A 22197-nucleotide genomic window follows, 5' to 3' on the forward strand; every position below is an offset into this window, starting at 1 on the left:
GCGTCGGAGCCGTCAATCCAACGGAGCGTGCAGCCGCGTGCCTTCTGTGATAATCCCGCCGCGCTGGCCCACCTCGATGGTGCCGTAACGTTGCCTGAAAACTTCGGGCAATTCGCGATCTCCTTCCGGCGATAGCCAAAGCCTCAGCAAATGGCGGCGCTCTGCCGGGTCAGGCCAGTCCACGAACCCGGTCCGATCGTGCAGTTGCGAATGGTTGTACACGAACTGCATGTCGCCCGGTTGCAGCCGCATGGAAAGACAGAGGTCGGGATCATTCGCCAGCGCATCAAACCGGTCCAGCGCCTCAATGTGATCCGGTGTCAGCCGCATCGCTTCAGGAAATCGTTGCGCACTGTCGATATACTGTCTTTGGTAAAACACCGTCAGCTTACCATCGTGCCAGGAAAACGGTGGGATCGACATGAAAGGTTCCATGCCGTCCGGCACTTCCCCGCGCCGGTCGGTTGCTATTGGGTCAAACAACAGTTCCAACAATTCCGGGCATTCTGACCGCATCCTATTATAGATCGTCTCGGCACTGACCAGCAGCGAGTCTCCGCCCTCTTTAGCCTCGCGCAGGCACAGCAGGCCGACGATATCGGCGCTGTCGGTGTGAAATGTCTGGCGCTCATGCGTTTGATAGATCCGGGTATTCGGATCGTTCGCATCTGCACCGATGTCGCGCACATGCCCCAGAATGTGCCCCTGCGCGTTCTGCGACCGGGCCGAGCCCAGATGAGCACCGACACCGCAGAAAATCGTGGCCGCGACCTGTTGCGTATAAGTCTGCACCGGAAGGCCACGGATCACTTCGAAACCGATCCCGTTGATCAGCTTCTCTCGTAGGCTTGCAAGATGCCGGTCAAACCGTTTTAGGGGAAAAGCGGATTTTGTGATCTCACCGATATCTCTTCCCAGGCTCAAATAATGACTGGCGGCTTGTTCAAGGTCTTCAATGTCGTCCGCCGTTAGATCAATGATCCATTCACTCTGACGCGTGCGCATGTCCTGACCGGCCCAGACAGACGGGCCGGTGAGTTCGCCTGGTAGTTCCTTTGGAATTGCCATCATACGTCCTCCACACTCATCTCTCAGCATGATCTGTGAGGTTCAGGGTTTCATCAACGGATATCCCCCCAAATGTATCGAATACGACACCAAGGGGCCAAAAAAGAAAAACCCCCGCGTCCGGGACGCAGGGGTTCAGGTCAGAAAGCCGGGCTTTCTTATTCTTCGTCTGCTGCCTCTTCGGCGGCAACGCGGGCTTTGTCAGCCGCGCCTTTGGCGTCCAGATCACGGTCAACTAATTCGATGATCGCCATCGGAGCCATGTCGCCATAGCGGAAGCCAGCTTTCAGGATGCGGACATAACCGCCCTGACGCTCGGCGTAGCGGGGGCCCAGAACTTCGAACAGCTTCGCGACATCTTTGTCTTCTTTCAGCTGTGCCGCGGCCTGACGGCGGGCGTGCAGGTCGCCGCGCTTGCCCAGAGTGACCAGCTTTTCGATGATCGGGCGCAGTTCTTTTGCCTTGGGCAGAGTTGTTTTGATCTGCTCATGCTCGATGAGCGAGCCAGCCATGTTCGCAAAGAGCGCCTTGCGGTGCTCATGAGTACGGTTCAGGCGGCGGTAACCACGTGCGTGACGCATTTTCTAGTTCCTTCTTTCGCGTTTTGCTTTGTCTGGCCGGCGATGCGTGTCACCGGCTCTCCTTGGGGCGACGTGCCCATATGGTCCCCGGCAGCCCGGGCATTGGGAAAGACGCGTTTAGAACGCGTCTTCGAATTTCTTGGCCAGATCTTCGATGTTGTCGGGCGGCCAGTCCTCGACATCCATGCCGAGGTGCAGCCCCATGCCGGACAGCACTTCCTTGATCTCGTTCAGCGACTTGCGGCCGAAGTTCGGAGTGCGCAGCATCTCGGCTTCGGTCTTCTGGATCAGGTCGCCGATGTAAACGATGTTGTCGTTCTTCAGGCAGTTTGCCGAACGGACCGACAGTTCCAGCTCGTCCACTTTCTTCAGCAGCAGCGGGTTGAACTCCAGACCATCATCTTCGTCCTGACGACCAGCCGCTTCGGGCTCGTCGAAGTTGACGAAGATCGACAGCTGATCCTGCAGGATACGTGCGGCAAAGGCCAGCGCGTCTTCCGGAGTGATCGAACCATCAGTTTCGATCTTCAGGGTCAGCTTGTCATAGTCCAGAACCTGACCTTCACGAGTCGGCTGAACGTCATAGGCAACCTTTTTGACCGGCGAATAGATCGCGTCGATCGGGATAAGGCCGATAGGCGCGTCTTCTGGCTTGTTCTTTTCAGCCGAGACGTAACCTTTACCGGTGTTGACGGTCAGTTCCATGAACAGGTCGGCGCCATCGTCCAGGTGGCAGATGACGTGATCGCGGTTCAGAACCTCGATACCCGCGCTTTCGCTGATGTCACCGGCGGTGACAACTGCGGGGCCTTTCGCATTGATCGACAGGCGCTTGGGCCCTTCGACTTCCATGCGCAGGGCAACTTGCTTGAGGTTCAGGATGATGTCGGTCACATCTTCACGAACGCCTGCGACGCTCGAGAATTCGTGCAATACGTTGTCGATCTGGACGCTGGTGATGGCCGCGCCTTGCAGCGAGCTCATCAGAACGCGACGCAGCGCGTTGCCCAGAGTCAGACCAAAGCCACGCTCCAGCGGCTCGGCAACCAGAGTTGCCTGACGTGCGGGATCGTTGCCCGGCTTGCCGTCAAGCTGGGTCGGCTTGATCAATTCAGCCCAATTCTTATGGATCATGTAATCCCTCCATTCCTGTCCGCGCCCCATGACCAACAAGGTGCAGACGCCCGAGGTTCAAAATGACGTGCTGGGGCCGTGCGAAAACACAGCCCCAGCTCAATTCAAAATCGCTTAGACGCGGCGACGCTTCGGTGGGCGGCAGCCATTGTGAGCAATCGGAGTCACGTCACGGATCGACGTGATGTTGAAGCCCACTGCAGCCAGCGCGCGCAGAGCCGATTCACGACCCGAACCGGGGCCCTGAACTTCGACTTCCAGCGTCTTGACGCCATGCTCCTGCGCCTTTTTGCCTGCATCTTCTGCAGCCATCTGAGCGGCGTAGGGGGTCGATTTCCGCGATCCCTTGAAGCCCATGGTACCGGCAGACGACCACGAAATGGCGTTGCCCTGTACGTCCGAGATCAGGATCTTGGTGTTGTTGAAGGTCGAGTTCACATGGGCAACGCCCGATGCGATGTTCTTACGCTCTTTGCGCTTAACGCGAGTCTTATCACGTGCCATCAGTCAGACCCTCCCTTATTTCTTCTTACCAGCAATGGCCTTTGCGGGGCCTTTGCGGGTACGAGCATTGGTGTGGGTACGCTGACCGCGAACCGGCAGGTTGCGGCGGTGACGCAGACCGCGGTAGCAGCCCAGGTCCATCAGGCGTTTGACGTTCATCTGGACTTCACGGCGCAGGTCACCTTCGACGGTGAAGTTTGCGTCGATATGTTCGCGGATAGCCAGAACTTCGGCGTCGGACAGTTCATTGACGCGACGGGTCGCTTCGATGCCAACGGCTTCGCAGATTGCTTTGGCCGAGGTGTTTCCGATACCGGTGATATATGTAAGGGCGATTGGTACCCGCTTTGCAGTCGGGATGTTTACGCCGGCAATACGTGCCACGTGTCACTTTCCTTTTTTGTTGCGGTTCCGTAGCTCCGGAACCTTTTTTCACAACACTTGATCTTGGCAGTGACGCCAGAGGATCCAGCATTTGTACGAGGTGGTCAGTGCGCGCCAGACGAATCCCGCACGCGATTGTGATTCCCATAGGGATGTGGGTCGATATGGGCTTTTCCCGCTCAGGTCAAGAGCAGAATTGGATCAGCCGTTTCCGACGTCGACACCACCGTCCAGGACTTGCGAAATTTCCGCCTGAACAGCGTCAATCTCACCCAGACCGTCAACCCAGGACAGGTTGCCCTTGGCATAGTAATAGCCGATCAGCATCGAGGTCTTTTTGTAGTATTCCATCAGACGAGTCTTGAGGCTTTCCTCATTATCATCTGCGCGGCGCTTGAAGTCGTTTTCCTTGCCGCAGTTGGTGCACTTTCCATCTGCCGGGATCGGTTTGGTGATGTCGTTGTAGACCTCGCCGCAACCGCCACAGGTCGACCGGGCTGTGATCCGTTCAACCAGCGCGTCGTCGTTGACTTCCATCGCGATAACCGCGTCCAGCGTTTCGCCAGTGCTGTTCAGGAGGTCCCCCAAGGCATCGGCCTGTGCCAATGTGCGTGGGAAGCCGTCAAAGATAAACCCGCCTTTGGCACCCTGTTCCAGCTTTTCGCGGATCAGGCCGATGACGATCTCATCGGTGACCAGTTCACCCTTGGCCATCACCTCGGCCACGCGGTTGCCCATTTCGGTGCCGCTGTCCTTGGCTTCTCGTAGCATGTCCCCAGTGCTCAGCTGTACCATGCCGCGCGTTTCCACCAGGTGACGCGCTTGCGTCCCTTTGCCCGCACCCGGCGGGCCCAACAAAATGATGTTCATCGACGAGCGGGTCCCTTCCTGCTGCGTTTCTTGCTTTTACCGCGCAGCTGGGACTTTTCGATAAGCCCTTCGTATTGATGCGCCAGCAGATGGCTCTGGACTTGCTGGATGGTGTCCATAGTCACAGAGACGATAATCAGAACCGACGTGCCGCCAAAGTAGAACGGGATAGCGAACTGGTTCCGCAGAATTTCAGGCAGCAGGCAGACAGCCGCCAGATAAGCCGAGCCCAGAACCAGCACGCGGTTGACCACGTATTCCAGATACTCGGCGGTTTTCTTGCCGGGGCGAATACCGGGCACAAAACCGTTCTGCTTTTTCAGGTTGTCCGCAACATCATCCGGTTTGAATGACACGTTGAACGTATAGAAATAGGCAAAGAACACGATCATCGACGCGAAGAACAGCAGGTACAACGGCTGTCCGGGGCCAAAGTTGGCCAACAGCCACGACATGATCGGACCGTTGGTGGCACCCGAAGAGAAGGTCGAGATCGTGACCGGCAGCAGCAGCAGCGAGCTGGCAAAGATCGCCGGGATAACGCCCGCCGGGTTAACTTTGACCGGCAGGTGGCTGGAGCCGCCTTCATACACCTTCATACCGGCCTGGCGACGCGGGTACTGAATGTGGATCTTGCGCAGAGCCCGTTCCATAAACACCACGAAAGTGATGACCGCGATGACCATGACGATCACACCGATGATCACGGCAGGGCTAATTGCGCCCGAACGGCCAGAGGCAAAGAACTGCGCCAGTGCGGCCGGAACCTCGGCAATAATACCGACAAAGATGATCAGAGAGATACCATTGCCAATGCCGCGCGCGGTGATCTGTTCACCCAACCACATCAGGAACATCGTACCACCGACCAGAGTGATCATGGTCGACATGCGGAAGAACAGGCCCGGATCAGTTGCCAGATCGCCCGATTCCAGCGAAACGGCCAGACCATAGGCCTGAACGGTGGCCAGGGCCACAGTGCCGAAACGGGTATACTGGTTGATCTTCTTGCGTCCCTGCTCGCCCTCTTTCTTGAGTTGCTCGAGCGCGGGAACCATGGATGTCAGCAGTTGCACGATGATCGAGGCTGAAATGTAAGGCATGATGCCGAGGGCAAAAATACCCATCCGCCCCAGCGCCCCGCCAGTGAACATCGAAACCATGCCGCCGATGCCCTGCCCCGCCTGTTCCATGAACTCGCGCAGTGCTTGTCCGTCGATCCCCGGCACCGGAATGAAGGTGCCCAAACGATAGACGATCAGCAATGCAAGCGTGAACAGGATGCGGTTGCGCAGATCGGTGGCTTTACCAAGGGCAGACCAGCTTGTGTTGGCTGCCATTTGTTCTGCTGCTGATACCATAAATCGGTCTCTCTTATGAAAACACCGCCCGGAACCGTTTTCCGGCTCGGGCGGCGTCTTGGAAAACTCTGAGGTCTATGTAAGCGGGTCTTGGCCCGCTCACAAGCGCTTACTCTGCCGCAGCAGCTTTTGTGACCTTAAGTGAGCCGCCCGCTTTCTCAACTGCTTCAACAGCAGATTTCGAAGCACCGGTTACTTCCAGGTTCACTTTCGCGCTGATTTCGCCTTTGGCAAGAACGCGGATACCGTCCAGTTTGCGACGGACCAGACCGGATGCAATCAGTGCATCTTCGGTGATCGCAGCCTTTGCATCCAGTTTGCCGGCGTCGACGAATTTCTGGATCAGGCCCAGGTTGACAACGGCAAATTCCTTGCGGTTCGGCTTGTTGAAGCCGCGCTTGGGCAAGCGTTGGTACAGCGGCATCTGGCCGCCTTCGTAGCCGTTGATGGCCACACCAGAACGGGATTTCTGGCCTTTGATACCACGGCCACCCATTTTACCTTTGCCGGAACCGGGACCACGGCCAACGCGAGTGCGTTTCGGTGTGGCGCCAGGATTGTCGCGCAATTCGTGCAGTTTCATTTCGCTTCTCCTAAGCCGGAAATGACCCCCGAAGCGTGATGGGTCAGACACGGCATTTCTTGGTTTTGATTCGTATGGCGCAAAGCCACCGCAGGCGTATAGGACTGTTGGGGCAAGTTGGCAAGCCCGCAGCCCCTACATGTCATTCGTCGGGTGCATCGATGCGGTCGTCTGATGTGGCTTTTACCCGCAAGGGCGCTGCATGTGGGTCGATACCATGCTTTTCGACCAACCGGCCAACCATGCTTTCGGGATGCGGAATGCCATTGAACCGATTGTGGATGAATGAACGCATACGGCGGCCGTAAAAGTGGATCGACATGGTGTTCTCGGTCAGGAACCTCTCGGCATTTCCGTTGGACCGTACCATTGCCCGCCGATCCCTGAACGTTACAGGGTATAAAACCTCTTGCGGCCGGGAAAACCGATCTTCTTTGTTTTGTCGCAAGAGCCAGGTCAAGGCGCGCGGTCCCCAAATGCCCCACGGCATATCGCTTGCGTGCGGCGCATCGCCGTTCAATGCCATGTCAATAAGCGGCCGGCGTTGTTTGGGCGACAGCCAATGCGGAATGCGATACGGGTGATTGGTGTAGTCGATCAAGTCATACAGCGTCGCGCTGTCACGCGGCAAAGCCAACACGCCACCGTTGATTTCATGCGCAGCTAGCCAACCATGCAAGTGACCATTTTCAGTTGTAAATGGCTTGACACAATACGCGTCGGTATCGGCCCAAATGATGTCCGGCACTTTCGCCAGCATTTGCACGCGAAACTTGTCAGAATGCAGCGCGGGACTGCCTGTGCGTTTGTGCAGGATCACCTCTTCATCCGGCAGTACTTCGCGCGCGTCGCACACTTCGACACCTTCCGGAATGTTTGTGACCGGACCGTAAGTATAGAGGCGCACATGCTGTCCGACGTCCAAAAACGACTTGATGCACAACTGCTCGAGAAAGCTGAGAGGGCCTTCAATCCAAAGCATGCCAACCTGATACTCTTTCACCGGATCTGGCCCTTCGTTTTGTTCTTGGTTGTGGCACCGATGGGTGCCCTGTCGCGTGTTTGGCCGATTTCCAGTTTCGCTGCAACGTTTCGGGTCAAAATTCCCGATCACTGTGCCAAGCGCACGCCAGAATCAAAAGAGACGCCCTAAGGCGTCTCTTGTTTAGGTCATCGATACGTTCACGAACAGTAAACGTGATCCCGAGCTATGTCCTTGATATCGCAACGGCGTACGCCGATATCATTTAATTCACGATCTGACAGACCCTGCAGTTCCGAGTAAGTCTGATTGTACTGCACGCGCAAGGCGTTGGCCTCTTTGACGCGCTCGAAAAAGTTTGCGATGCGGGCGCTCAGGCCAAAACCTTCGCGGGAATATGTTGCTGTGTGAGCCATGGTTTACTTCCTTTCTCTGACCGGGGCGAATTCCCCTGTAACTGTTTGTGTTCCTTGTTTGGACAGGGCTGAGATAGGTGCAGGCGATAACGCTAACAACCGAAGTTTCGGTCTAGCCGATATGCAACCGGGGAATGGCTGAGAGCATATGCTTTGAAATGCAATGAACCGCCTCGAGTCATACGATTGTTGCCGTCAATCGCTGTTATTATTTCTTTCGCGCATTCCGCTTGCGGGCGGTCATCGCCCGACCGTCGCGGATACTCAGCCCCATCAGTGTCAGGTTGGTAGCACCCGCGAGCAGTTCGAAAACCTGGACAACATAGAAACTAGCATCAAAGTCCCCTGAGTTTGCTTTTGAGCTGAGGTAGATGGCGGCGGGAACTAGGATCAACAGACCATTTATTGCAATGAATGGCATCCGTTTCTTCTTGGCCAGCGCCGGCGCATCCTTGCGGCGACGCCCTAAAGCCATTCCAGACGCACCCACAATCACCATCGCAGGCACAAGGACAAAGAGCCCGCTAACGATCGTCGACTTCACGGCTGCAACAGTCGCATGGGTCGCAAACAACTCGCTGTACAACGTGGAAGTCCAGAACACGAGAATAGTAAGAAAGCCGACAACTCCGGCAATAGGGTGGATTGCTCTTAACATGTGGCTGCTCCGATTTTGGCATTAGGCGACGCAGTGGTTTTCGACTGTCAGCTTTTTTAGAAGATGCGGGCGGGCCACAGCGCTTGCCGGGTAGTCTGCAATCCGACGCTGGAACTCTGGATGGGTGAATGCCGCGCGGAAGCTCTTGACGTCCTGCCAGATCGCGTAATTGACAAAAGTTGAGCTTCCGGCGATGCCCTGATGGAGCTGGGTCGAAATGTACCCCTTCTGAGACTTCATAAAGTCTGCATCGTGCGACCAGGCCTTCAGCAGCGCATCTTCGTCGTTCGCGTCCACCGTAAACAGGTTGATCAAAACCACCGGGCCTTCATCGGCCTGCATTTGATCTGCCAAGGTAACGACCTTGTCCAACTCTTCAATTCTAGCCATTTTGGTTCCTTTCGATTCTTTTGAATAGCTTGCTATATATTATTGCATAGCATGCTATTCAAGTGATATTCCGGGTTATGGATTTCAAAAAAGATGACTCGGCCGGATATCTGATCAATCACATGGCGCGTTTGTTTGCGAGAGAGTTGCAGCACCAAATTGCACCCTTGGGCATCGTTGTCGGCCAGTTCCCGATTTTGCTGGAGCTTTGGCTTAAAGACGGCGTGACGCAAAAAGACCTGCTGGGCAAAATTGACGTCGAGCAAGCGACACTGGCTAACACGCTTAACCGTATGGAGCGTGACGGGTTGATAAAAAGAACAAAGAACCCCGCAGATGCCAGAGCTCAGTTGATTTGGTTGACTGAAAGGGCCAGGGCGCTTCGGGAAGGCGCTTATGAGTCCGCCCAGAAAGTGAATACCGAGGCCCTGCAGGTTCTGAACGAATCTGAGCGCACGCAATTCATCAATTCTATGCGCCTGGTAATAAACAGTATGCGTTCAGATTAGGACGACCCAAAGCCGCTAGAATACTAATACGTGCAGTCAGCAAATCCCCGACAAGATCTGCTGCACCCTTCAATTGCATGAGAGCACACTCTGACGCGCGAGACCCGTTGTTTCACCGCGCCTCTCAACTTCGAAATGTCTATTTGCGTATCTGGCCGACGTATCGCTGCTTTTGGGTGTTCACCAGAACCAATTGTCCGTTGTTTACCACGTACAGGTCGAACCTTGGGTTGCTGTATCCGATGCAACGCATTCCGTTGTCATAAAATCTGTAATCGTTAGCGGTCCAGGTCTGGCCGTTGGCTTTGTAAGAGTACGATCCGTCTGAAGAATAGGTTTCAACCTCATTTCCGGGATATACTACTTTACTACCGGCAAGGTTCTTTTGCAGCCACGCCGCATTCACCTTTTGATCTCCAGCCGAGAATTGGGACTTGCTTGCTTTGGGGGCTTTGGTCGGGCATGCGGCATGTGCACCTACACCGATTAATGTCGCGCATAGCGCGGATAGGAATAGCTTCATTTTAACTCACTCTAAAAAAACAGACCTCAACGGTATCCTAGCAATACCTAAAAACAAGAAAAAACGCCCCCGACCGAGGTCAGAGGCGTTTCCAATTTTCTCGAAGCTTTCGCGATTAGCCGCGTTCTTCGATGATCTCAACCAGATGCGGGATCTTGTTGACCATGCCGCGGACCGAAGGAGTGTCTTCCAGTTCACGGGTTTTGTGCATCTTGTTCAGGCCCAGACCGATCAAGGTGGCGCGCTGTTCAGCGGGGCGACGGATCGGGGAACCGATTTGCTTGACGACGATGGTTTTTGCCATGGGTCGCTCTCCTTATGCTTCTGCTTCAGCAGCAGCTGGTGCTTCTTCCCGCTTGGGCAGGATGTCGGCAACCTTTTTGCCACGACGCTGTGCAACCGAACGCGGGCTCTGCTCTTTCTGCAGGCCGTTGATGGTGGCACGGATCATGTTGTACGGGTTCTGCGAGCCCAGCGACTTGGACACAACGTCCTTTACGCCCAGCATTTCGAACACGGCACGCATCGGACCACCGGCGATGATACCAGTACCTTCAGGTGCGGTACGCATAACCACTTTACCAGCGCCGTGACGGCCTTCGATATCGTGGTGCAGGGTACGACCTTCGCGCAGTTGCACGCGGATCATCTGACGCTTGGCTTGTTCGGTCGCCTTACGGATGGCTTCAGGTACTTCTTTCGCTTTACCTTTACCAAAGCCGACGCGGCCTTTCTGATCGCCGACAACCACCAGAGCGGCGAAGCCAAAGCGCTTACCACCTTTTACGGTTTTCGACACACGGTTGATTGCAACCAGGCGATCTGCAAATTCCGGTGCTTCGTCACGGTCGCGGCCACGGCCCCGACGGTTTTCACGTTCTGCCATCTTGGCATCCCTTTTCTCTAGAGGCGCTCTCGGCGCCGTTTGTTCAATCCAAGTGAGCCCCGACTAGTGCCGAGGCCCCCGGATCATCGGGGCGGATCGAAACCCGCCCGCAAGTCTTAGATCTTCAGACCACCTTCACGCGCGGCGTCGGCAACTGCCTTCACCTTGCCGTGGAACAGGAAGCCACCACGATCGAAATAGGCCTCTTCGACGCCTGCCTTCTTGGCACGCTCGGCGATGGCCGCGCCCACTTTGGTGGCCGCTTCGACGTTGTTTTTGCCAACAACACCCAGATCTTTTTCCAGGGTCGAGGCTGCAGCCAGGGTCACGCCACGAACGTCGTCGATCAGCTGAACGCTGATGTTCTTGTTCGAACGGTGAACCGACAGGCGTACACGGCCCGCGTTGACTTTGCGAAGTTTGTTCCGAACGCGCAGGCGGCGCTTCAGAAACAGGGTTCTTTTGCTGTTTGCCATTGTTTGCGTCCTTACTTCTTCTTGCCTTCCTTGCGGAAGATGAACTCGCCCTTATAGCGGATGCCCTTGCCTTTGTACGGCTCGGGACGGCGCCATTCGCGGATTTTGGCCGCGACTTCGCCCACCTGCTGCTGGTCGATACCTTCCACAACGATCTCGGTTTGCTTCGGCGCGGTGATGGTGACACCTTCCGGAGCAGTGAAATCAACATCGTGGCTGTAGCCCAGGTTCAGCTTCAGGGTGTTGCCCTGCATCTGAGCCCGGTAACCAACACCCTGGATCTCCAGCTCTTTTTTGAAGCCGTTGGTGACGCCTTCAACCAGATTGGCAACCATAGTGCGGCTCATGCCCCACTGCTGGCGCGCGCGCTTGGACATCCCACGAGGGTTGATCTGCACAACGTTGTCTTCGACCGACAGCGTTACGTCATCAGTCGCGGTGAAGCTGCGGGTGCCTTTCGGACCTTTGACTTCGATGGTCTGACCCGACACAGAGGCGGAAACGCCGCTGGGCAGCTCGACCGGTTTTTTACCAATACGAGACATTGCAGACCTCCTTAGAAGACGGTGCAGAGCACTTCGCCACCAACATTGTTGGAGCGAGCGTTTGCGTCCGACATCACACCTTTCGGAGTGCTGACAATCGACACACCCAGACCCTGACGGACCTGCGGGATGTCATTGACGCCCATGTATACGCGGCGGCCGGGCTTCGAGACCCGCTTCAGTTCGCGAATAACAGGGGTGCCTTCGTAGTATTTCAGGCTGATTTCGATGGCCGGATGACCGTTTTCACCGGTCGTCGCTTCGTAGCCACGGATGTAACCTTCGTCCGCCAGCACGTCCAGAACCCAGCCGCGCAGCTTGGAAGCCGGGGTGGAAACGGTGGACTTGCCGCGCATTTGCGCGTTGCGGATACGGGTGAGCATATCGCCGATAGGATCGTTCATATCTATGTCTCCCTTACCAGCTCGATTTCACCATGCCGGGGATCTGACCAGCAGAACCCAGCTCGCGCAGCGCGATACGGCTGACCTTCAGCTTACGGTAGTAAGCGTGGGGACGACCGGTCAGCTGACAGCGGTTGTGCAGACGGGTAGCCGAGCTGTTGCGCGGCAGTTTCGCCAGTTTCAGACGCGCTTTGAAACGCTCTTCCATCGGCTTGCTCTCGTCATTCGCGATTTCTTTCAGCTCGGCACGCTTTGCGGCATATTTGGCCACCAGGCGTTCGCGCTTCTTCTCGCGTTCGATCATTGCTTTTTTAGCCATGTCTCAATCCTCCCGGCGCTTACGCGTTGAACGGCATGTTGAAAGCTTTCAACAGTGCCTTTGCTTCAGCGTCGGTTTTCGCTGTGGTGGCAATTACGATGTCCATACCCCAGACTTCGTCGACTTTGTCGAAATCGATTTCCGGGAACACGATGTGCTCTTTCATGCCCATGGCAAAGTTGCCCTGACCATCGAAAGACGGCTTCACACCGCGGAAGTCACGAACACGCGGCATCGCGATGGTGATCAGACGATCCAGGAATTCGTACATCCGGTCACCGCGCAGGGTTACTTTCGCACCCAGCGGCATGTCTTCACGGACGCGGAAACCCGCGATCGACTTTTTCGCCTTTGTTGCGACGGCCTTTTGACCGGCAATCGCAGTCAGATCCTCGACAGCAGCTTTTGCTTTCTTCGAATCTTTGACCGCTTCGGCACCACAACCGATGTTCAGAACGATTTTGTCCAGCTTGGGCAGCTGCATGTCGTTCTTGTAGCCGAACTCTTCTTTCAGAGCGGCACGGATGGTTTCAGCGTACTGAGCTTTCAGACGCGGGGTGTAGGTTGCGTTATCAAGCATCGATCACGTCCCCCGTGGTCTTGGCGAAGCGCACTTTCTTGTCACCTTCCATGCGGAAGCCAACGCGGGTTGCTTTACCGTTTTTGTCCAGCAGAGCCAGGTTCGACAGTTCAACCGGGTTTGCCTGAGGCAAACGGCCGCCCTGACTGTTCTGGGTCTGGCGGGTGTGACGGATGGCGATGTTGATACCATCGACAACAGCTTTACCGGCTTTCGGGTCAACCGAGGTGATAGTACCCTCTTTGCCCTTGTCCTTGCCGGCCAGCACGACGACCTTGTCGCCTTTGCGGAGTTTAGCAGCCATGATTACAGCACCTCCGGAGCCAGCGAGATGATTTTCATGAAGTTCTTGCCGCGCAGTTCACGAACAACGGGGCCAAAGATACGGGTACCTACGGGCTCGTTGTTGTTGTTCAGGATGACGGCGGCGTTGCGATCGAAACGGATCGCGGTGCCGTCTTCGCGACGGACTTCCTTGGCGGTGCGCACGACGACGGCCTTGCGGACGTCACCTTTCTTTACGCGGCCGCGTGGGATGGCTTCCTTCACCGAGACGACAATGATGTCGCCGACGGAGGCGTATTTACGCTTGGAACCACCCAGGACCTTGATGCACTGAACTCGGCGAGCGCCGGAGTTGTCAGCGACATCCAGATTGGTCTGCATCTGGATCATGTGGTTTCTCCCGACCTGTGGGGGCTGGTCTCGTTAGATCCCCCAGGGTTTCGACAAATGGGAAAATCCCGGAAACTTACGCTTCCAGAACTTCCCAACGTTTCGTCTTCGATTTCGGTGCGCATTCGATGATGCGTACGGTGTCACCGACCTTGAAGGCGTTCTTTTCGTCGTGAGCCCGGTACTTCTTGGACTTACGAACGGTTTTGTGCAGCAGCGGGTGCTTGAAGCGGCGTTCAACCGAAACGGTCACGGTCTGCTCGTTGGCGTCGCTGGTTACGATTCCGGACAGGATACGCTTGGGCATCTGATTACTCCTCGGATGCCGCAGCAGCGGCCTTTTCGTTCAGAATGGTTTTGACGCGGGCAGCGTTGCGGCGGGCCGCTTTGATGCCAGCGGTGCTTTCCAGCTGACCGGTTGCCTGTTGAAAGCGCAGGTTAAAGCTTTCTTTCTTCAGGTTAGCCAGTTCCTCGCGGAGCTGGTCCGGGGTCTTGTCACGCAGTTCTTGGGCGTTCATCGCCTTTTTCCTTTGCTCAAAACACCAGAAGGCCCCCTGACAGGGTCACCTTGGACCTGGTGGATGAATGATAGACATACGAATCGCCCGACAACGCCGGGAGATCGCAGGATGCCGCCGTATAAGGGTTTGGAGGGTGGGTGGCAAGAGGAAGTTTCACAGCTTATCAGTGACAAGACCAAGCCGCGCCAAACCTGAACAAGTAACATATTGTCTTACCGCCGAACGAATTTGACCGAAACTCAAAAGACAGATCGCCATTTCTGAATATTTTGCTCCGGTTAGATTTAAAACGGGTGAAAACAATGGAAGTAGTTATCCTTGTTGGTTTCGCGGCACTTCTAGTGATTGGCGTTTCGAGAACACCACGACGTACCCACAGTCGGAGAGGTGAAGCACGCATTTCGGCGCCCTCAAGAAATGTTCGCGCCGATTGGCGGAAATCGCCACCGTCAGTCCCCGCAAATCGCGTCCTCAAAGGGCGCGCTTACGTGATCGACGGCGACACAATTGTTGTCCGCAAGTCAAAAATTCGTCTTGCCGGTATTGACGCGCCCGAATTGAACATGCCTTGGGGCCAAAAGGCTAAATGGGCGATGGTTGAAATCTGCAAAGGCCAAGAGATTACAATCAAGCTGAACGGAGAGACTTCCTATGATCGGCTTGTTGGTATTGGGTATCTTCCAAACGGACAAGACATAGGCGCTGAACTTGTAAAAAGAGGGCTAGCCCTAGATCTGCCATTCTTTTCGAACGGGAGGTATCGGCACCTTGAACCGGTCGGAGCACGAAAAAGACTACGCAATGGGGCATATGGCCATGCGTCGATTTCGTTTCGCCGGGAAACTACGGTTGTCGCCTTTAGAAAGTAAGCAAAATGACGTGCTGCGGACCGATAAATATGACGCCTTCGCGTCACTCCCATTTGTAATTAAAACTCACCGAAATCCGCTCGTCCTCGGCCATGTTCATCGGCACCTCATGGCGCAGCCAGCTTTCCCACAACAGGACATCGCCGACCTGAGGCTTCATATAGATGAACGGCTGCAAGTCCCGTCGCCCGCCCTTTAGACGCGTTGGTGCAGCCATCATACGGCCCGAGCGAGGGTCTTCCAGTTTCAGCGCGCTCGCCCCTTCGGGCATCGCCACATAGGTTGTGCCCGAGATTACGCTGTGCGGGTGCAAGTGGCTGGAGTGCATGCCGCCTTCGGGCAGGATGTTGATCCACAGGTCCTCCAGCTTCAGCTCACCCTCCCCCAGATCAAACTCCAGATCTTTAGCAAAGGCCGCGACGTGCTGGTCCAGCGCCGTGACAAGGTCGGCGAAGATCGGGAACCGCCATGGCAGATCGGTCAGTGAAGCATAGCTAGTGTAGCCGGGATAGCCGTTTTCCTCGCACCATTCCTGCCCGGCCTCATCATCCTCGGCGATGACAAGACAGGAGCTTTCCAATTCCTCCGGGTCGATCTTGGGATCGAACTCAGACAAAGCTGCGCGATAAAGACGGGTAACGAAGAGCGATTCAATCTGTGCCATGCCCCGGCTATAGCTCAGCCGGGACAGGAGGGCGAGACTAGCCGACTTAGAAAATCGCGTGGTCGGGTGTGATTCAGAAGAAGTGCAGCCTAGTCTAGTGGTTTGCGATCGTCAGGCACAGGATTGCGAACGTGACGAACCCGATGTGCTACTTGGCCTTCTGGGCCATGATCCCGAGGAGGCCGTCCAAATAAATCGGGACCCTTTCAACCTGGCCAAATATGAGGTGAATGGCTTCTGTTTGCTCTTCGCCATACCGGCGCGACCGAAACCGGTCTCGATGAATTGAATTGCCGATCACAGCGGCCACTGCTAGCGTTTTTCCTGTGAAAGCTTTGGTTCTATCACTTTTTACCACGCTGGTGCCGCTGGGGTCCCGTGCGTGTGAAGTTGCGCTGGTTGTTGCGCTCGACGTATCGCGCTCGGTCGACAAGTTCGAATATGTTCTGATGCGAAATGGCATCGGCCATGCGTTTCTGGATGACGATATCATTCGCTTGATTTCCTGGATGCCCGGCGGCATGCAGGTCACCGTAACGCAGTGGGGTGGCTCTGGTCAGCAGCGCCAGCCCATCGCCTGGCGTCGACTGTCCAACCGGGAAAGCGTCATCGAATTTGTCGAAGATTTGATCACGATCAATCGTGGTTTCTGGATGGCTGAAACATCTGTTTCCGAGGCCCTACTTCATGCCGATCTTATGTTTCATCAGCTTGAAAATCCCTGTCGCCGTCAGGTGATTGATGTGTCAGGCGACGGGATCTCGAACGCCGGGCCCGAGGCCAAACCGATCTCGGACACGATTGCCACGCGGGGGATCACCATAAATGGTTTGGTCGTCGCCGGGGCCCGCCCTGATCCGGTGGTTTACTACCTGTCCGAAGTTGTCCGTGGGCCTCTGTCTTTTGTGGAAGTAACGCATAGCTATGATGACTACGACCAAGCAATGAAGCGGAAATTACTACGAGAGCTTACCCCGAATTTGTCGCGTCTCGACTGAAGCACGCGGTGGCGCGCCTGAAGCCTGATGATCGCCAACAAGAAAACCCCCGCCGGTTTCCCGACGGGGGTCATTCTTGTCACGAACGGGGTTTCCCCCAATCGCTTACCAGTCTTCGCGAACCACGACGCGAGTCTTGATCGGCAGCTTCATCGCAGCAAGGCGCAGGGCCTCGCGGGCGATGTCGTCATTGACGCCGTCGATCTCGAACATCACGCGGCCAGGCTTAACTTTGCATGCCCAGCGGTCGACCGAACCCTTACCTTTACCCATACGAACTTCGATCGGCTTTGCAGTGACCGGAGTGTCGGGGAAGATGCGGATCCAGACACGACCCTGACGCTTCATGTGACGCGTCATGGCACGACGTGCAGCTTCGATCTGGCGTGCAGTTACACGCTCAGGCTCAAGAGCTTTCAGGCCGTAGGTGCCAAAGTTCAGATCAGAGCCGCCTTTGGCGAGACCCTTGATCCGGCCTTTGTGCATCTTGCGGAATTTAGTACGCTTTGGTTGAAGCATATCTTTCCCTCCTTAGCGACGACCGCCACCAGCACCACGAGGTGCAGGGCCGTCCTGGAGTTCCTGTGCTTTACGGTCACGTGCCTGCGGATCGTGCTCCATGATCTCACCTTTGAAGATCCAGACCTTGATCCCGATGATCCCGTAGGGGGTCATCGCTTCGGCATGTGCGTAATCGATGTCGGCACGCAGGGTGTGCAGAGGCACGCGGCCTTCGCGGTACCACTCGGTCCGTGCGATTTCTGCGCCGCCCAGACGACCAGCGACGTTCACCCGGATACCCAGGGCGCCCATACGCATGGCGTTCTGAACCGAGCGCTTCATTGCGCGACGGAACGAAACACGACGTTCCAGCTGCTGAGCGATGGACTCGGCAACCAGCTGCGCGTCAAGCTCGGGCTTGCGCACTTCGACGATGTTCAGGTGCAATTCGCTGTCGGTCATGCGAGCAAGCTTTTTGCGCAGAACTTCGATGTCTGCACCTTTCTTGCCGATGATGACACCGGGACGTGCAGTGTGGATCGTAACGCGGCACTTCTTGTGCGGACGTTCGATGATCACACGGGCAACACCGGCCTGCTTGCACTCTTTGTTGATGAACTCACGGATTTTGAGGTCTTCCAGCAGAAGATCACCGTAGTCCTTGGTGTCGGCGTACCAGCGGCTGTCCCAGGTGCGGTTGACCTGCAGGCGCATGCCGATCGGATTTACTTTATGACCCATTAGGCTTGCTCCTCAACTTGACGCACCTTGATGGTGATCTCCGAGAACGGCTTCATGATCTTGCCGAAACGGCCACGGGCACGCGGGCGACCGCGCTTCATGACCAGGTTCTTGCCAACCCATGCTTCGGCGACGATCAGCTCGTCAACGTCCAGGTTGTGGTTGTTTTCGGCATTCGCGATTGCGGACTGCAGGCACTTCTTGACGTCCTGCGCGACACGCTTGTTCGAGAAAGTCAGGTCGGTCAGAGCCTTCTCAACTTTCTTGCCGCGGATCATTTGCGCAACCAGGTTCAGTTTCTGCGGGCTGGTACGGAGCATGCGCGTTTTCGCCATTGCTTCGTTTTCAGCCACGCGGCGGGGGTTCTTTTCCTTGCCCATGACTTACTTCCGCTTCGCTTTTTTGTCAGCGGCGTGACCGTAATAGGTACGAGTTGGCGAGTATTCACCAAACTTCTGACCGATCATGTCTTCCGAGACGTTGACGGGAATGTGCTTCTGGCCGTTGTAAACACCAAAGGTCAGACCCACGAACTGGGGCAGAATGGTGGAACGACGCGACCAGATTTTGATGACTTCGTTGCGGCCCGACTCGCGCGCTGCTTCGGCTTTTTTCAGCACGTAAGCATCGACGAAAGGACCCTTCCAAACAGAGCGAGACATAGATTAACGTCCCTTCTTCTTGGCGTGCCGCGAGCGGATGATCAGCTTCTGGGACGCTTTGTTCTTGTTGCGGGTACGCTTACCCTTGGTGTCCTTACCCCACGGTGTAACCGGAGTACGGCCACCCGAGGTACGACCTTCACCACCACCGTGCGGGTGATCGATCGGGTTCATTGCAACACCACGAACCGACGGACGAACGCCCTTGTGGCGCATACGACCGGCTTTACCGAGGTTTTGGTTCGAGTTGTCGGGGTTGGACACGGCACCAACGGTGGCCATGCATTCCTGACGGACCATGCGCAGCTCGCCCGAGCTCAGACGGATCTGAGCGTAGCCGCCATCACGACCAACGAACTGAGCGTAAGTGCCGGCCGCACGTGCGATCTGACCGCCTTTACCAGGCTTCATCTCGATGTTGTGTACGATGGTACCGATAGGCATGCCCGAGAACGGCATTGCGTTGCCCGGCTTGATGTCAGCTTTTGCCGACGCGATGACTTTGTCACCAACAGCCAGGCGCTGCGGAGCCAGGATATATGCCTGCTCGCCGTCTTCGTATTTTACCAGTGCGATGAATGCGGTCCGGTTCGGGTCATATTCGATCCGTTCGACGGTTGCCGCGACATCAAATTTATTCCGTTTGAAGTCAACGATCCGGTAGAGACGCTTTGCGCCACCGCCGCGGCGGCGTGAAGTGATCCGTCCGGTGTTGTTCCGGCCGCCCGATTTGGTCAAACCCTCTGTGAGAGACTTGACCGGACGTCCTTTCCAAAGCTCCGAACGGTCGATCAGCACCAGCCCGCGCTGGCCCGGCGTCGTCGGCTTGTACGACTTGAGTGCCATGCTTTCTGTCTTCCGTTTAGCAAGTACAGGGAGTTTCCCCGCTATGTGATAGGCCCCCGTAGGTGCCAAGGGTATAGGGCCCCGAAGGTCCCCGGTTACAAATATCAGAGGCCCCGGAACGAATCCGAGGCCGTAAGATTGGGTGCGTTTAGCAGTGTTGGGGGTGGGTGTCTATAGGGGACGGATCATACTCTTAAAAGAACTTCCATTACACCCAAATATTCTGGTCTAGCAAATTCGCTAGTATTCACAGACTACTCGTCCAAGGAATTTGTACTAAAACCCGTCAGCTAAGCCGCAAGAAAAGGAAATAGTATTGTCCAACCAAATCGGACTAATGGAAGCCGAAGCCGCATATCTGCAGGCTATGCGAATAGAAAATGGTGAAATCTCTGAAGCTGAAGCCCGGAGAATTCTCGTTTCGGAATATGGTGTAAACAACGCTTCAGCGAGTGATATGGTGCGCAATTTTGGCCAAATGCTAAAGGGCAAAGTATATCATCGAACTCTGAGCTTGCTGGTAACCGAGCTCTACTTTGATCGCATCTTGGATGAGTTTGGCACCAACGGGCTGCGAAATGCTTTAGCTGCCACAAGAGCTCACATTTCGTACTACAAGGCCCTCCCAACGGGTGGAAGGTTGCCAAGCCTGACAAGACTATGTGATGACTATGCGGACAAACTGACTGCACATAAGAGCGGTGAGTTGTCACCCACCACTGACAAACTGCAAGCCAATTTCCAAGCGCGCATTTCTCAAGCGCAACAAGACTCCTCCGAGGAACGTCAAAAGAGGCTCAAGAAGGCAGGTGGAAAAACTCAGAAAGTTTGGGTTCGAACTGCAATATATAAGCGCAACGCTGATGTAGTTGCTGAACGCTTATTCCAAGCAAACGGGGTTTGTGATCAGTGTTATGAGCCTGCGCCGTTCAACCGAAAAGACGGTTCTCCATACCTAGAAGTGCATCACCGGACGCCTCTGTCCGAAGGGGGGGAAGATACTATCGGCAACACGATGGCTCTTTGCGCCAATTGTCATCGAGAAGCTCATTTCGGGGAATTTGCAGACAGGTTTAGATCAGCGGTCGCGGAATAGCGGCAAACAAAAAAACCGCTTTCGCGGGGCCTTTGTCTCTTTCCAAAGGCGAGCGCTCACGTCGATCGAGTTACCTTCTTCCAGGTTCACATTTGCTTTTTTGACGTCTTTTCGACGGTGGACCTTCAGCCCAAAGACCTCCTACGGCAGAGCGGCTCGGACTCCACCGCGATCCGCTGCTTGAGCTTGATATGGCCCAGCACCTTGCGAAAAGCGCGATGTTTGGGTTTGCCTTCCAGATAATCCGCCAGTTTGAGCAGATTGATCGGGTGCTTCGCAATCAGCGCCTCGATCCGCTGCACAGCCTCGTCCAGCTCATAGTGATCCACGAACTGACAGGCCGCCTGTGTTGGCGTCAGAAGACAGTAGTCCTGCGGGCGTTTCTCGGTATAGCGCACAATGTCGAAGGGCGACGCGCCGAGAGCGTGGAATTTGGGGATGTGCACGCGCATATCGGCCTCTGCGTGCTCCAACACTGTGCCGGAGGTCTGACGAAACCCAAGCGGCCCAAGCTTTCCGATCACATGCTTGCGCATCGCCGGCGAGATCATGTCCACATCCGCCCGGTCGTACTTCAGGTCATCGAACACCGATAACAGTCCAAGCCGTTCATCAGCGATCTGAAAATACGGCTCGGCGCTGAACGCCCGCATCTGTTCCAGCACCTGCACACGCGCAGTTGCAGGGTCAGAAACGAAGTCGGCCCCGGCGGGTTGAACCTCCGAGGCCGTGAATAGTTGCAGCAAGCGCCGGATCAAAGGCCTGTCCTCACGTCGATTGAGTTACGCTCTTCCACAGTAAACTATGCTGGATCGACGTCTTTCCAATGGCCCAGCTAAGATTTCACCCGTCCGCCTTCATCTCGGTATCAATCATGATGGATATCGGTCCGGTCGAGAACGGGCCGACACCAAACTCTGTGTGATCAATCTCTCCGGTCGCCGAGAAAGCAACCCAATCGCCTTTATAATACTCGATGGCGCCACCCAAAGGATGCTCGCCCTGATGGGTCAGCGTGGCCTGCAGCGTTACGGGCTTGGTCACGCCATGGATGGTCAGATCTCCGGTCACATCCGCCGTCGTATCGCCGGTCCGTTTGATTTCGGTGCTGACGAAGGTGATCTCGGGATAGGTTTCGACCTCGAAGAAGTCAGCGGATTTGAGGTGGTCATCCAGAGGGCCAAATCCCGAAGCCAAACTGTTGGTGTCAATCGTCACGCTCAACGCCGAAGCTTCCACATCGTCGGCATTAAGATCCAACGTGCCGTCTACTTTAGTAAACTCGCCATGCTGGTTCGAGACACCTGCGTGGCTCCAACCGAACCGAACTTCGGTATGTCCCTGATCGGTCTTATAGGTCTGCGCGAATGCAGGTGTCACTGCAACGGTCAAAGCAGCGGCGGCAATCATAGACTTTAAGGTCATGGTGATATTCCTTTTATCCGAAAGGT

At 55.7% G+C, this 22197-nt stretch carries 36 protein-coding genes; 4 read left to right on the forward strand and 32 right to left on the reverse strand.

What is annotated here, in order from left to right; all coding sequences use genetic code 11:
- Positions 1–12 precede the first annotated feature (12 nt).
- The 12 genes from GOW92_RS15380 to GOW92_RS15435 form a co-directional block, all read right to left on the reverse strand.
- A complete protein-coding gene (locus GOW92_RS15380; RefSeq protein ID WP_170561462.1) occupies positions 13–1068 on the reverse strand; it encodes a TauD/TfdA family dioxygenase in 1056 nt (351 codons plus the stop codon).
- A 158-nt stretch (positions 1069–1226) separates the two neighbouring features.
- A complete protein-coding gene (gene rplQ, locus GOW92_RS15385) occupies positions 1227–1649 on the reverse strand; it encodes a 50S ribosomal protein L17 (RefSeq protein ID WP_170561463.1) in 423 nt (140 codons plus the stop codon).
- Positions 1650–1766: 117 nt separating this feature from the next.
- A complete protein-coding gene (locus tag GOW92_RS15390) occupies positions 1767–2783 on the reverse strand; it encodes a DNA-directed RNA polymerase subunit alpha (RefSeq protein WP_058272456.1) in 1017 nt (338 codons plus the stop codon).
- A 114-nt stretch (positions 2784–2897) separates the two neighbouring features.
- Complete coding sequence (gene rpsK / locus GOW92_RS15395; RefSeq protein WP_008757289.1) at positions 2898–3287, reverse strand: 30S ribosomal protein S11; 390 nt, start codon at positions 3285–3287, stop codon at positions 2898–2900.
- Between the two features lie 15 nt (positions 3288–3302).
- Positions 3303–3671 (reverse strand): 30S ribosomal protein S13, encoded by a 369-nt coding sequence (gene rpsM, locus GOW92_RS15400; protein WP_170419393.1) that lies wholly within the window; start codon positions 3669–3671, stop codon positions 3303–3305.
- 201 nt (positions 3672–3872) lie between these two features.
- On the reverse strand, positions 3873–4541 hold the full coding sequence (locus GOW92_RS15405) for an adenylate kinase (protein WP_170561464.1): 669 nt from the start codon (positions 4539–4541) through the stop codon (positions 3873–3875).
- Positions 4538–5902 (reverse strand): preprotein translocase subunit SecY, encoded by a 1365-nt coding sequence (secY, locus tag GOW92_RS15410; protein ID WP_170561465.1) that lies wholly within the window; start codon positions 5900–5902, stop codon positions 4538–4540. Before secY ends, GOW92_RS15405 begins: the two co-directional genes overlap by 4 nt.
- 109 nt (positions 5903–6011) lie before the next feature.
- Positions 6012–6485 carry a 50S ribosomal protein L15 gene (gene rplO / locus GOW92_RS15415; RefSeq protein WP_170561466.1) on the reverse strand — a complete coding sequence of 158 codons (474 nt, stop codon included), beginning with the start codon at positions 6483–6485 and terminating at the stop codon, positions 6012–6014.
- 142 nt (positions 6486–6627) lie between these two features.
- Positions 6628–7488 (reverse strand): hypothetical protein, encoded by an 861-nt coding sequence (locus tag GOW92_RS15420; protein ID WP_368040290.1) that lies wholly within the window; start codon positions 7486–7488, stop codon positions 6628–6630.
- A gap of 179 nt (positions 7489–7667) precedes the next feature.
- Complete coding sequence (locus tag GOW92_RS15425) at positions 7668–7883, reverse strand: DUF1127 domain-containing protein (protein WP_170561467.1); 216 nt, start codon at positions 7881–7883, stop codon at positions 7668–7670.
- A 208-nt stretch (positions 7884–8091) separates the two neighbouring features.
- On the reverse strand, positions 8092–8541 hold the full coding sequence (locus tag GOW92_RS15430) for a hypothetical protein (RefSeq protein WP_170561468.1): 450 nt from the start codon (positions 8539–8541) through the stop codon (positions 8092–8094).
- A 21-nt stretch (positions 8542–8562) separates the two neighbouring features.
- Positions 8563–8931 carry an antibiotic biosynthesis monooxygenase family protein gene (locus GOW92_RS15435; RefSeq protein WP_170561469.1) on the reverse strand — a complete coding sequence of 123 codons (369 nt, stop codon included), beginning with the start codon at positions 8929–8931 and terminating at the stop codon, positions 8563–8565.
- Positions 8932–9098: 167 nt separating this feature from the next.
- Between GOW92_RS15435 and GOW92_RS15440 the strand changes: the two genes are divergently transcribed.
- Complete coding sequence (locus GOW92_RS15440; RefSeq protein WP_368040291.1) at positions 9099–9440, forward strand: MarR family winged helix-turn-helix transcriptional regulator; 342 nt, start codon at positions 9099–9101, stop codon at positions 9438–9440.
- A gap of 139 nt (positions 9441–9579) precedes the next feature.
- Here GOW92_RS15440 and GOW92_RS15445 read toward each other — a convergent pair whose 3' ends face one another.
- The 12 genes from GOW92_RS15445 to rpmC form a co-directional block, all read right to left on the reverse strand.
- Positions 9580–9963 (reverse strand): hypothetical protein, encoded by a 384-nt coding sequence (locus GOW92_RS15445; protein WP_170561471.1) that lies wholly within the window; start codon positions 9961–9963, stop codon positions 9580–9582.
- A gap of 115 nt (positions 9964–10078) precedes the next feature.
- On the reverse strand, positions 10079–10267 hold the full coding sequence (gene rpmD / locus GOW92_RS15450; RefSeq protein WP_008757946.1) for a 50S ribosomal protein L30: 189 nt from the start codon (positions 10265–10267) through the stop codon (positions 10079–10081).
- A 12-nt stretch (positions 10268–10279) separates the two neighbouring features.
- Positions 10280–10849: a 30S ribosomal protein S5 gene (gene rpsE / locus GOW92_RS15455; protein WP_170498070.1), complete on the reverse strand. Its 570-nt coding sequence runs from the start codon at positions 10847–10849 to the stop codon at positions 10280–10282.
- 116 nt (positions 10850–10965) lie between these two features.
- Complete coding sequence (gene rplR / locus GOW92_RS15460; protein ID WP_170356678.1) at positions 10966–11325, reverse strand: 50S ribosomal protein L18; 360 nt, start codon at positions 11323–11325, stop codon at positions 10966–10968.
- A gap of 11 nt (positions 11326–11336) precedes the next feature.
- On the reverse strand, positions 11337–11870 hold the full coding sequence (gene rplF / locus GOW92_RS15465) for a 50S ribosomal protein L6 (RefSeq protein ID WP_010437101.1): 534 nt from the start codon (positions 11868–11870) through the stop codon (positions 11337–11339).
- 11 nt (positions 11871–11881) lie between these two features.
- Positions 11882–12274 carry a 30S ribosomal protein S8 gene (gene rpsH / locus GOW92_RS15470; protein ID WP_010437099.1) on the reverse strand — a complete coding sequence of 131 codons (393 nt, stop codon included), beginning with the start codon at positions 12272–12274 and terminating at the stop codon, positions 11882–11884.
- A gap of 13 nt (positions 12275–12287) precedes the next feature.
- Positions 12288–12593 (reverse strand): 30S ribosomal protein S14, encoded by a 306-nt coding sequence (gene rpsN / locus GOW92_RS15475; protein WP_010437098.1) that lies wholly within the window; start codon positions 12591–12593, stop codon positions 12288–12290.
- Positions 12594–12612: 19 nt separating this feature from the next.
- Positions 12613–13173, reverse strand: a complete 561-nt coding sequence (gene rplE / locus GOW92_RS15480) for a 50S ribosomal protein L5 (protein WP_170561472.1) — start codon at positions 13171–13173, stop codon at positions 12613–12615.
- Positions 13166–13477, reverse strand: coding sequence for a 50S ribosomal protein L24 (gene rplX / locus GOW92_RS15485; RefSeq protein ID WP_170419374.1), 312 nt, complete (start codon positions 13475–13477; stop codon positions 13166–13168). The genes rplE and rplX overlap by 8 nt, the downstream gene beginning before the upstream one ends.
- Before the next feature lie 2 nt (positions 13478–13479).
- The gene (gene rplN / locus GOW92_RS15490; RefSeq protein ID WP_008757934.1) at positions 13480–13848 is read right to left on the reverse strand and encodes a 50S ribosomal protein L14; all 369 of its coding nucleotides are present in this window, start codon (positions 13846–13848) and stop codon (positions 13480–13482) included.
- Between the two features lie 76 nt (positions 13849–13924).
- The gene (gene rpsQ, locus GOW92_RS15495) at positions 13925–14155 is read right to left on the reverse strand and encodes a 30S ribosomal protein S17 (protein ID WP_039538279.1); all 231 of its coding nucleotides are present in this window, start codon (positions 14153–14155) and stop codon (positions 13925–13927) included.
- A 4-nt stretch (positions 14156–14159) separates the two neighbouring features.
- On the reverse strand, positions 14160–14366 hold the full coding sequence (gene rpmC, locus GOW92_RS15500; protein ID WP_037311745.1) for a 50S ribosomal protein L29: 207 nt from the start codon (positions 14364–14366) through the stop codon (positions 14160–14162).
- Between the two features lie 491 nt (positions 14367–14857).
- On the opposite strand from rpmC, the gene GOW92_RS25185 reads away from it, so the two are divergent.
- Positions 14858–15238 carry a thermonuclease family protein gene (locus GOW92_RS25185; protein ID WP_170561473.1) on the forward strand — a complete coding sequence of 127 codons (381 nt, stop codon included), beginning with the start codon at positions 14858–14860 and terminating at the stop codon, positions 15236–15238.
- A 43-nt stretch (positions 15239–15281) separates the two neighbouring features.
- Here the strand turns inward: GOW92_RS25185 and GOW92_RS15510 are convergent, their stop codons facing one another.
- Positions 15282–15902, reverse strand: coding sequence for a 2OG-Fe(II) oxygenase family protein (locus tag GOW92_RS15510; protein WP_170478256.1), 621 nt, complete (start codon positions 15900–15902; stop codon positions 15282–15284).
- Positions 15903–16228: 326 nt separating this feature from the next.
- On the opposite strand from GOW92_RS15510, the gene GOW92_RS15515 reads away from it, so the two are divergent.
- Complete coding sequence (locus GOW92_RS15515; RefSeq protein ID WP_170561474.1) at positions 16229–16900, forward strand: DUF1194 domain-containing protein; 672 nt, start codon at positions 16229–16231, stop codon at positions 16898–16900.
- Positions 16901–17005: 105 nt separating this feature from the next.
- Here GOW92_RS15515 and rplP read toward each other — a convergent pair whose 3' ends face one another.
- Genes rplP through rplB form a run of 5 tightly spaced genes read right to left on the reverse strand, consistent with a single transcriptional unit; the run spans position 17006 to position 19650 of the window.
- Positions 17006–17419, reverse strand: coding sequence for a 50S ribosomal protein L16 (rplP, locus tag GOW92_RS15520; RefSeq protein ID WP_058283513.1), 414 nt, complete (start codon positions 17417–17419; stop codon positions 17006–17008).
- A 12-nt stretch (positions 17420–17431) separates the two neighbouring features.
- A complete protein-coding gene (rpsC, locus tag GOW92_RS15525; RefSeq protein WP_008758042.1) occupies positions 17432–18142 on the reverse strand; it encodes a 30S ribosomal protein S3 in 711 nt (236 codons plus the stop codon).
- Positions 18142–18522 carry a 50S ribosomal protein L22 gene (rplV, locus tag GOW92_RS15530; RefSeq protein ID WP_039538267.1) on the reverse strand — a complete coding sequence of 127 codons (381 nt, stop codon included), beginning with the start codon at positions 18520–18522 and terminating at the stop codon, positions 18142–18144. Before rplV ends, rpsC begins: the two co-directional genes overlap by 1 nt.
- Before the next feature lie 3 nt (positions 18523–18525).
- A complete protein-coding gene (gene rpsS / locus GOW92_RS15535) occupies positions 18526–18804 on the reverse strand; it encodes a 30S ribosomal protein S19 (protein WP_005980699.1) in 279 nt (92 codons plus the stop codon).
- Positions 18805–18807: 3 nt separating this feature from the next.
- Positions 18808–19650 (reverse strand): 50S ribosomal protein L2, encoded by an 843-nt coding sequence (gene rplB, locus GOW92_RS15540; RefSeq protein WP_170356688.1) that lies wholly within the window; start codon positions 19648–19650, stop codon positions 18808–18810.
- A 337-nt stretch (positions 19651–19987) separates the two neighbouring features.
- On the opposite strand from rplB, the gene GOW92_RS15545 reads away from it, so the two are divergent.
- A complete protein-coding gene (locus tag GOW92_RS15545; protein WP_217356551.1) occupies positions 19988–20746 on the forward strand; it encodes an HNH endonuclease in 759 nt (252 codons plus the stop codon).
- Between the two features lie 125 nt (positions 20747–20871).
- Here GOW92_RS15545 and GOW92_RS15550 read toward each other — a convergent pair whose 3' ends face one another.
- Together GOW92_RS15550 and GOW92_RS15555 are read right to left on the reverse strand one after the other, a co-directional pair.
- Positions 20872–21504 carry a hypothetical protein gene (locus tag GOW92_RS15550; protein ID WP_170561475.1) on the reverse strand — a complete coding sequence of 211 codons (633 nt, stop codon included), beginning with the start codon at positions 21502–21504 and terminating at the stop codon, positions 20872–20874.
- An 85-nt stretch (positions 21505–21589) separates the two neighbouring features.
- Complete coding sequence (locus GOW92_RS15555; RefSeq protein WP_170561476.1) at positions 21590–22171, reverse strand: YceI family protein; 582 nt, start codon at positions 22169–22171, stop codon at positions 21590–21592.
- Positions 22172–22197 lie beyond the last annotated feature (26 nt).

Source organism: Ruegeria atlantica, from assembly GCF_013032505.1.
In the GTDB taxonomy this organism is placed as follows: domain Bacteria; phylum Pseudomonadota; class Alphaproteobacteria; order Rhodobacterales; family Rhodobacteraceae; genus Ruegeria; species Ruegeria atlantica_F.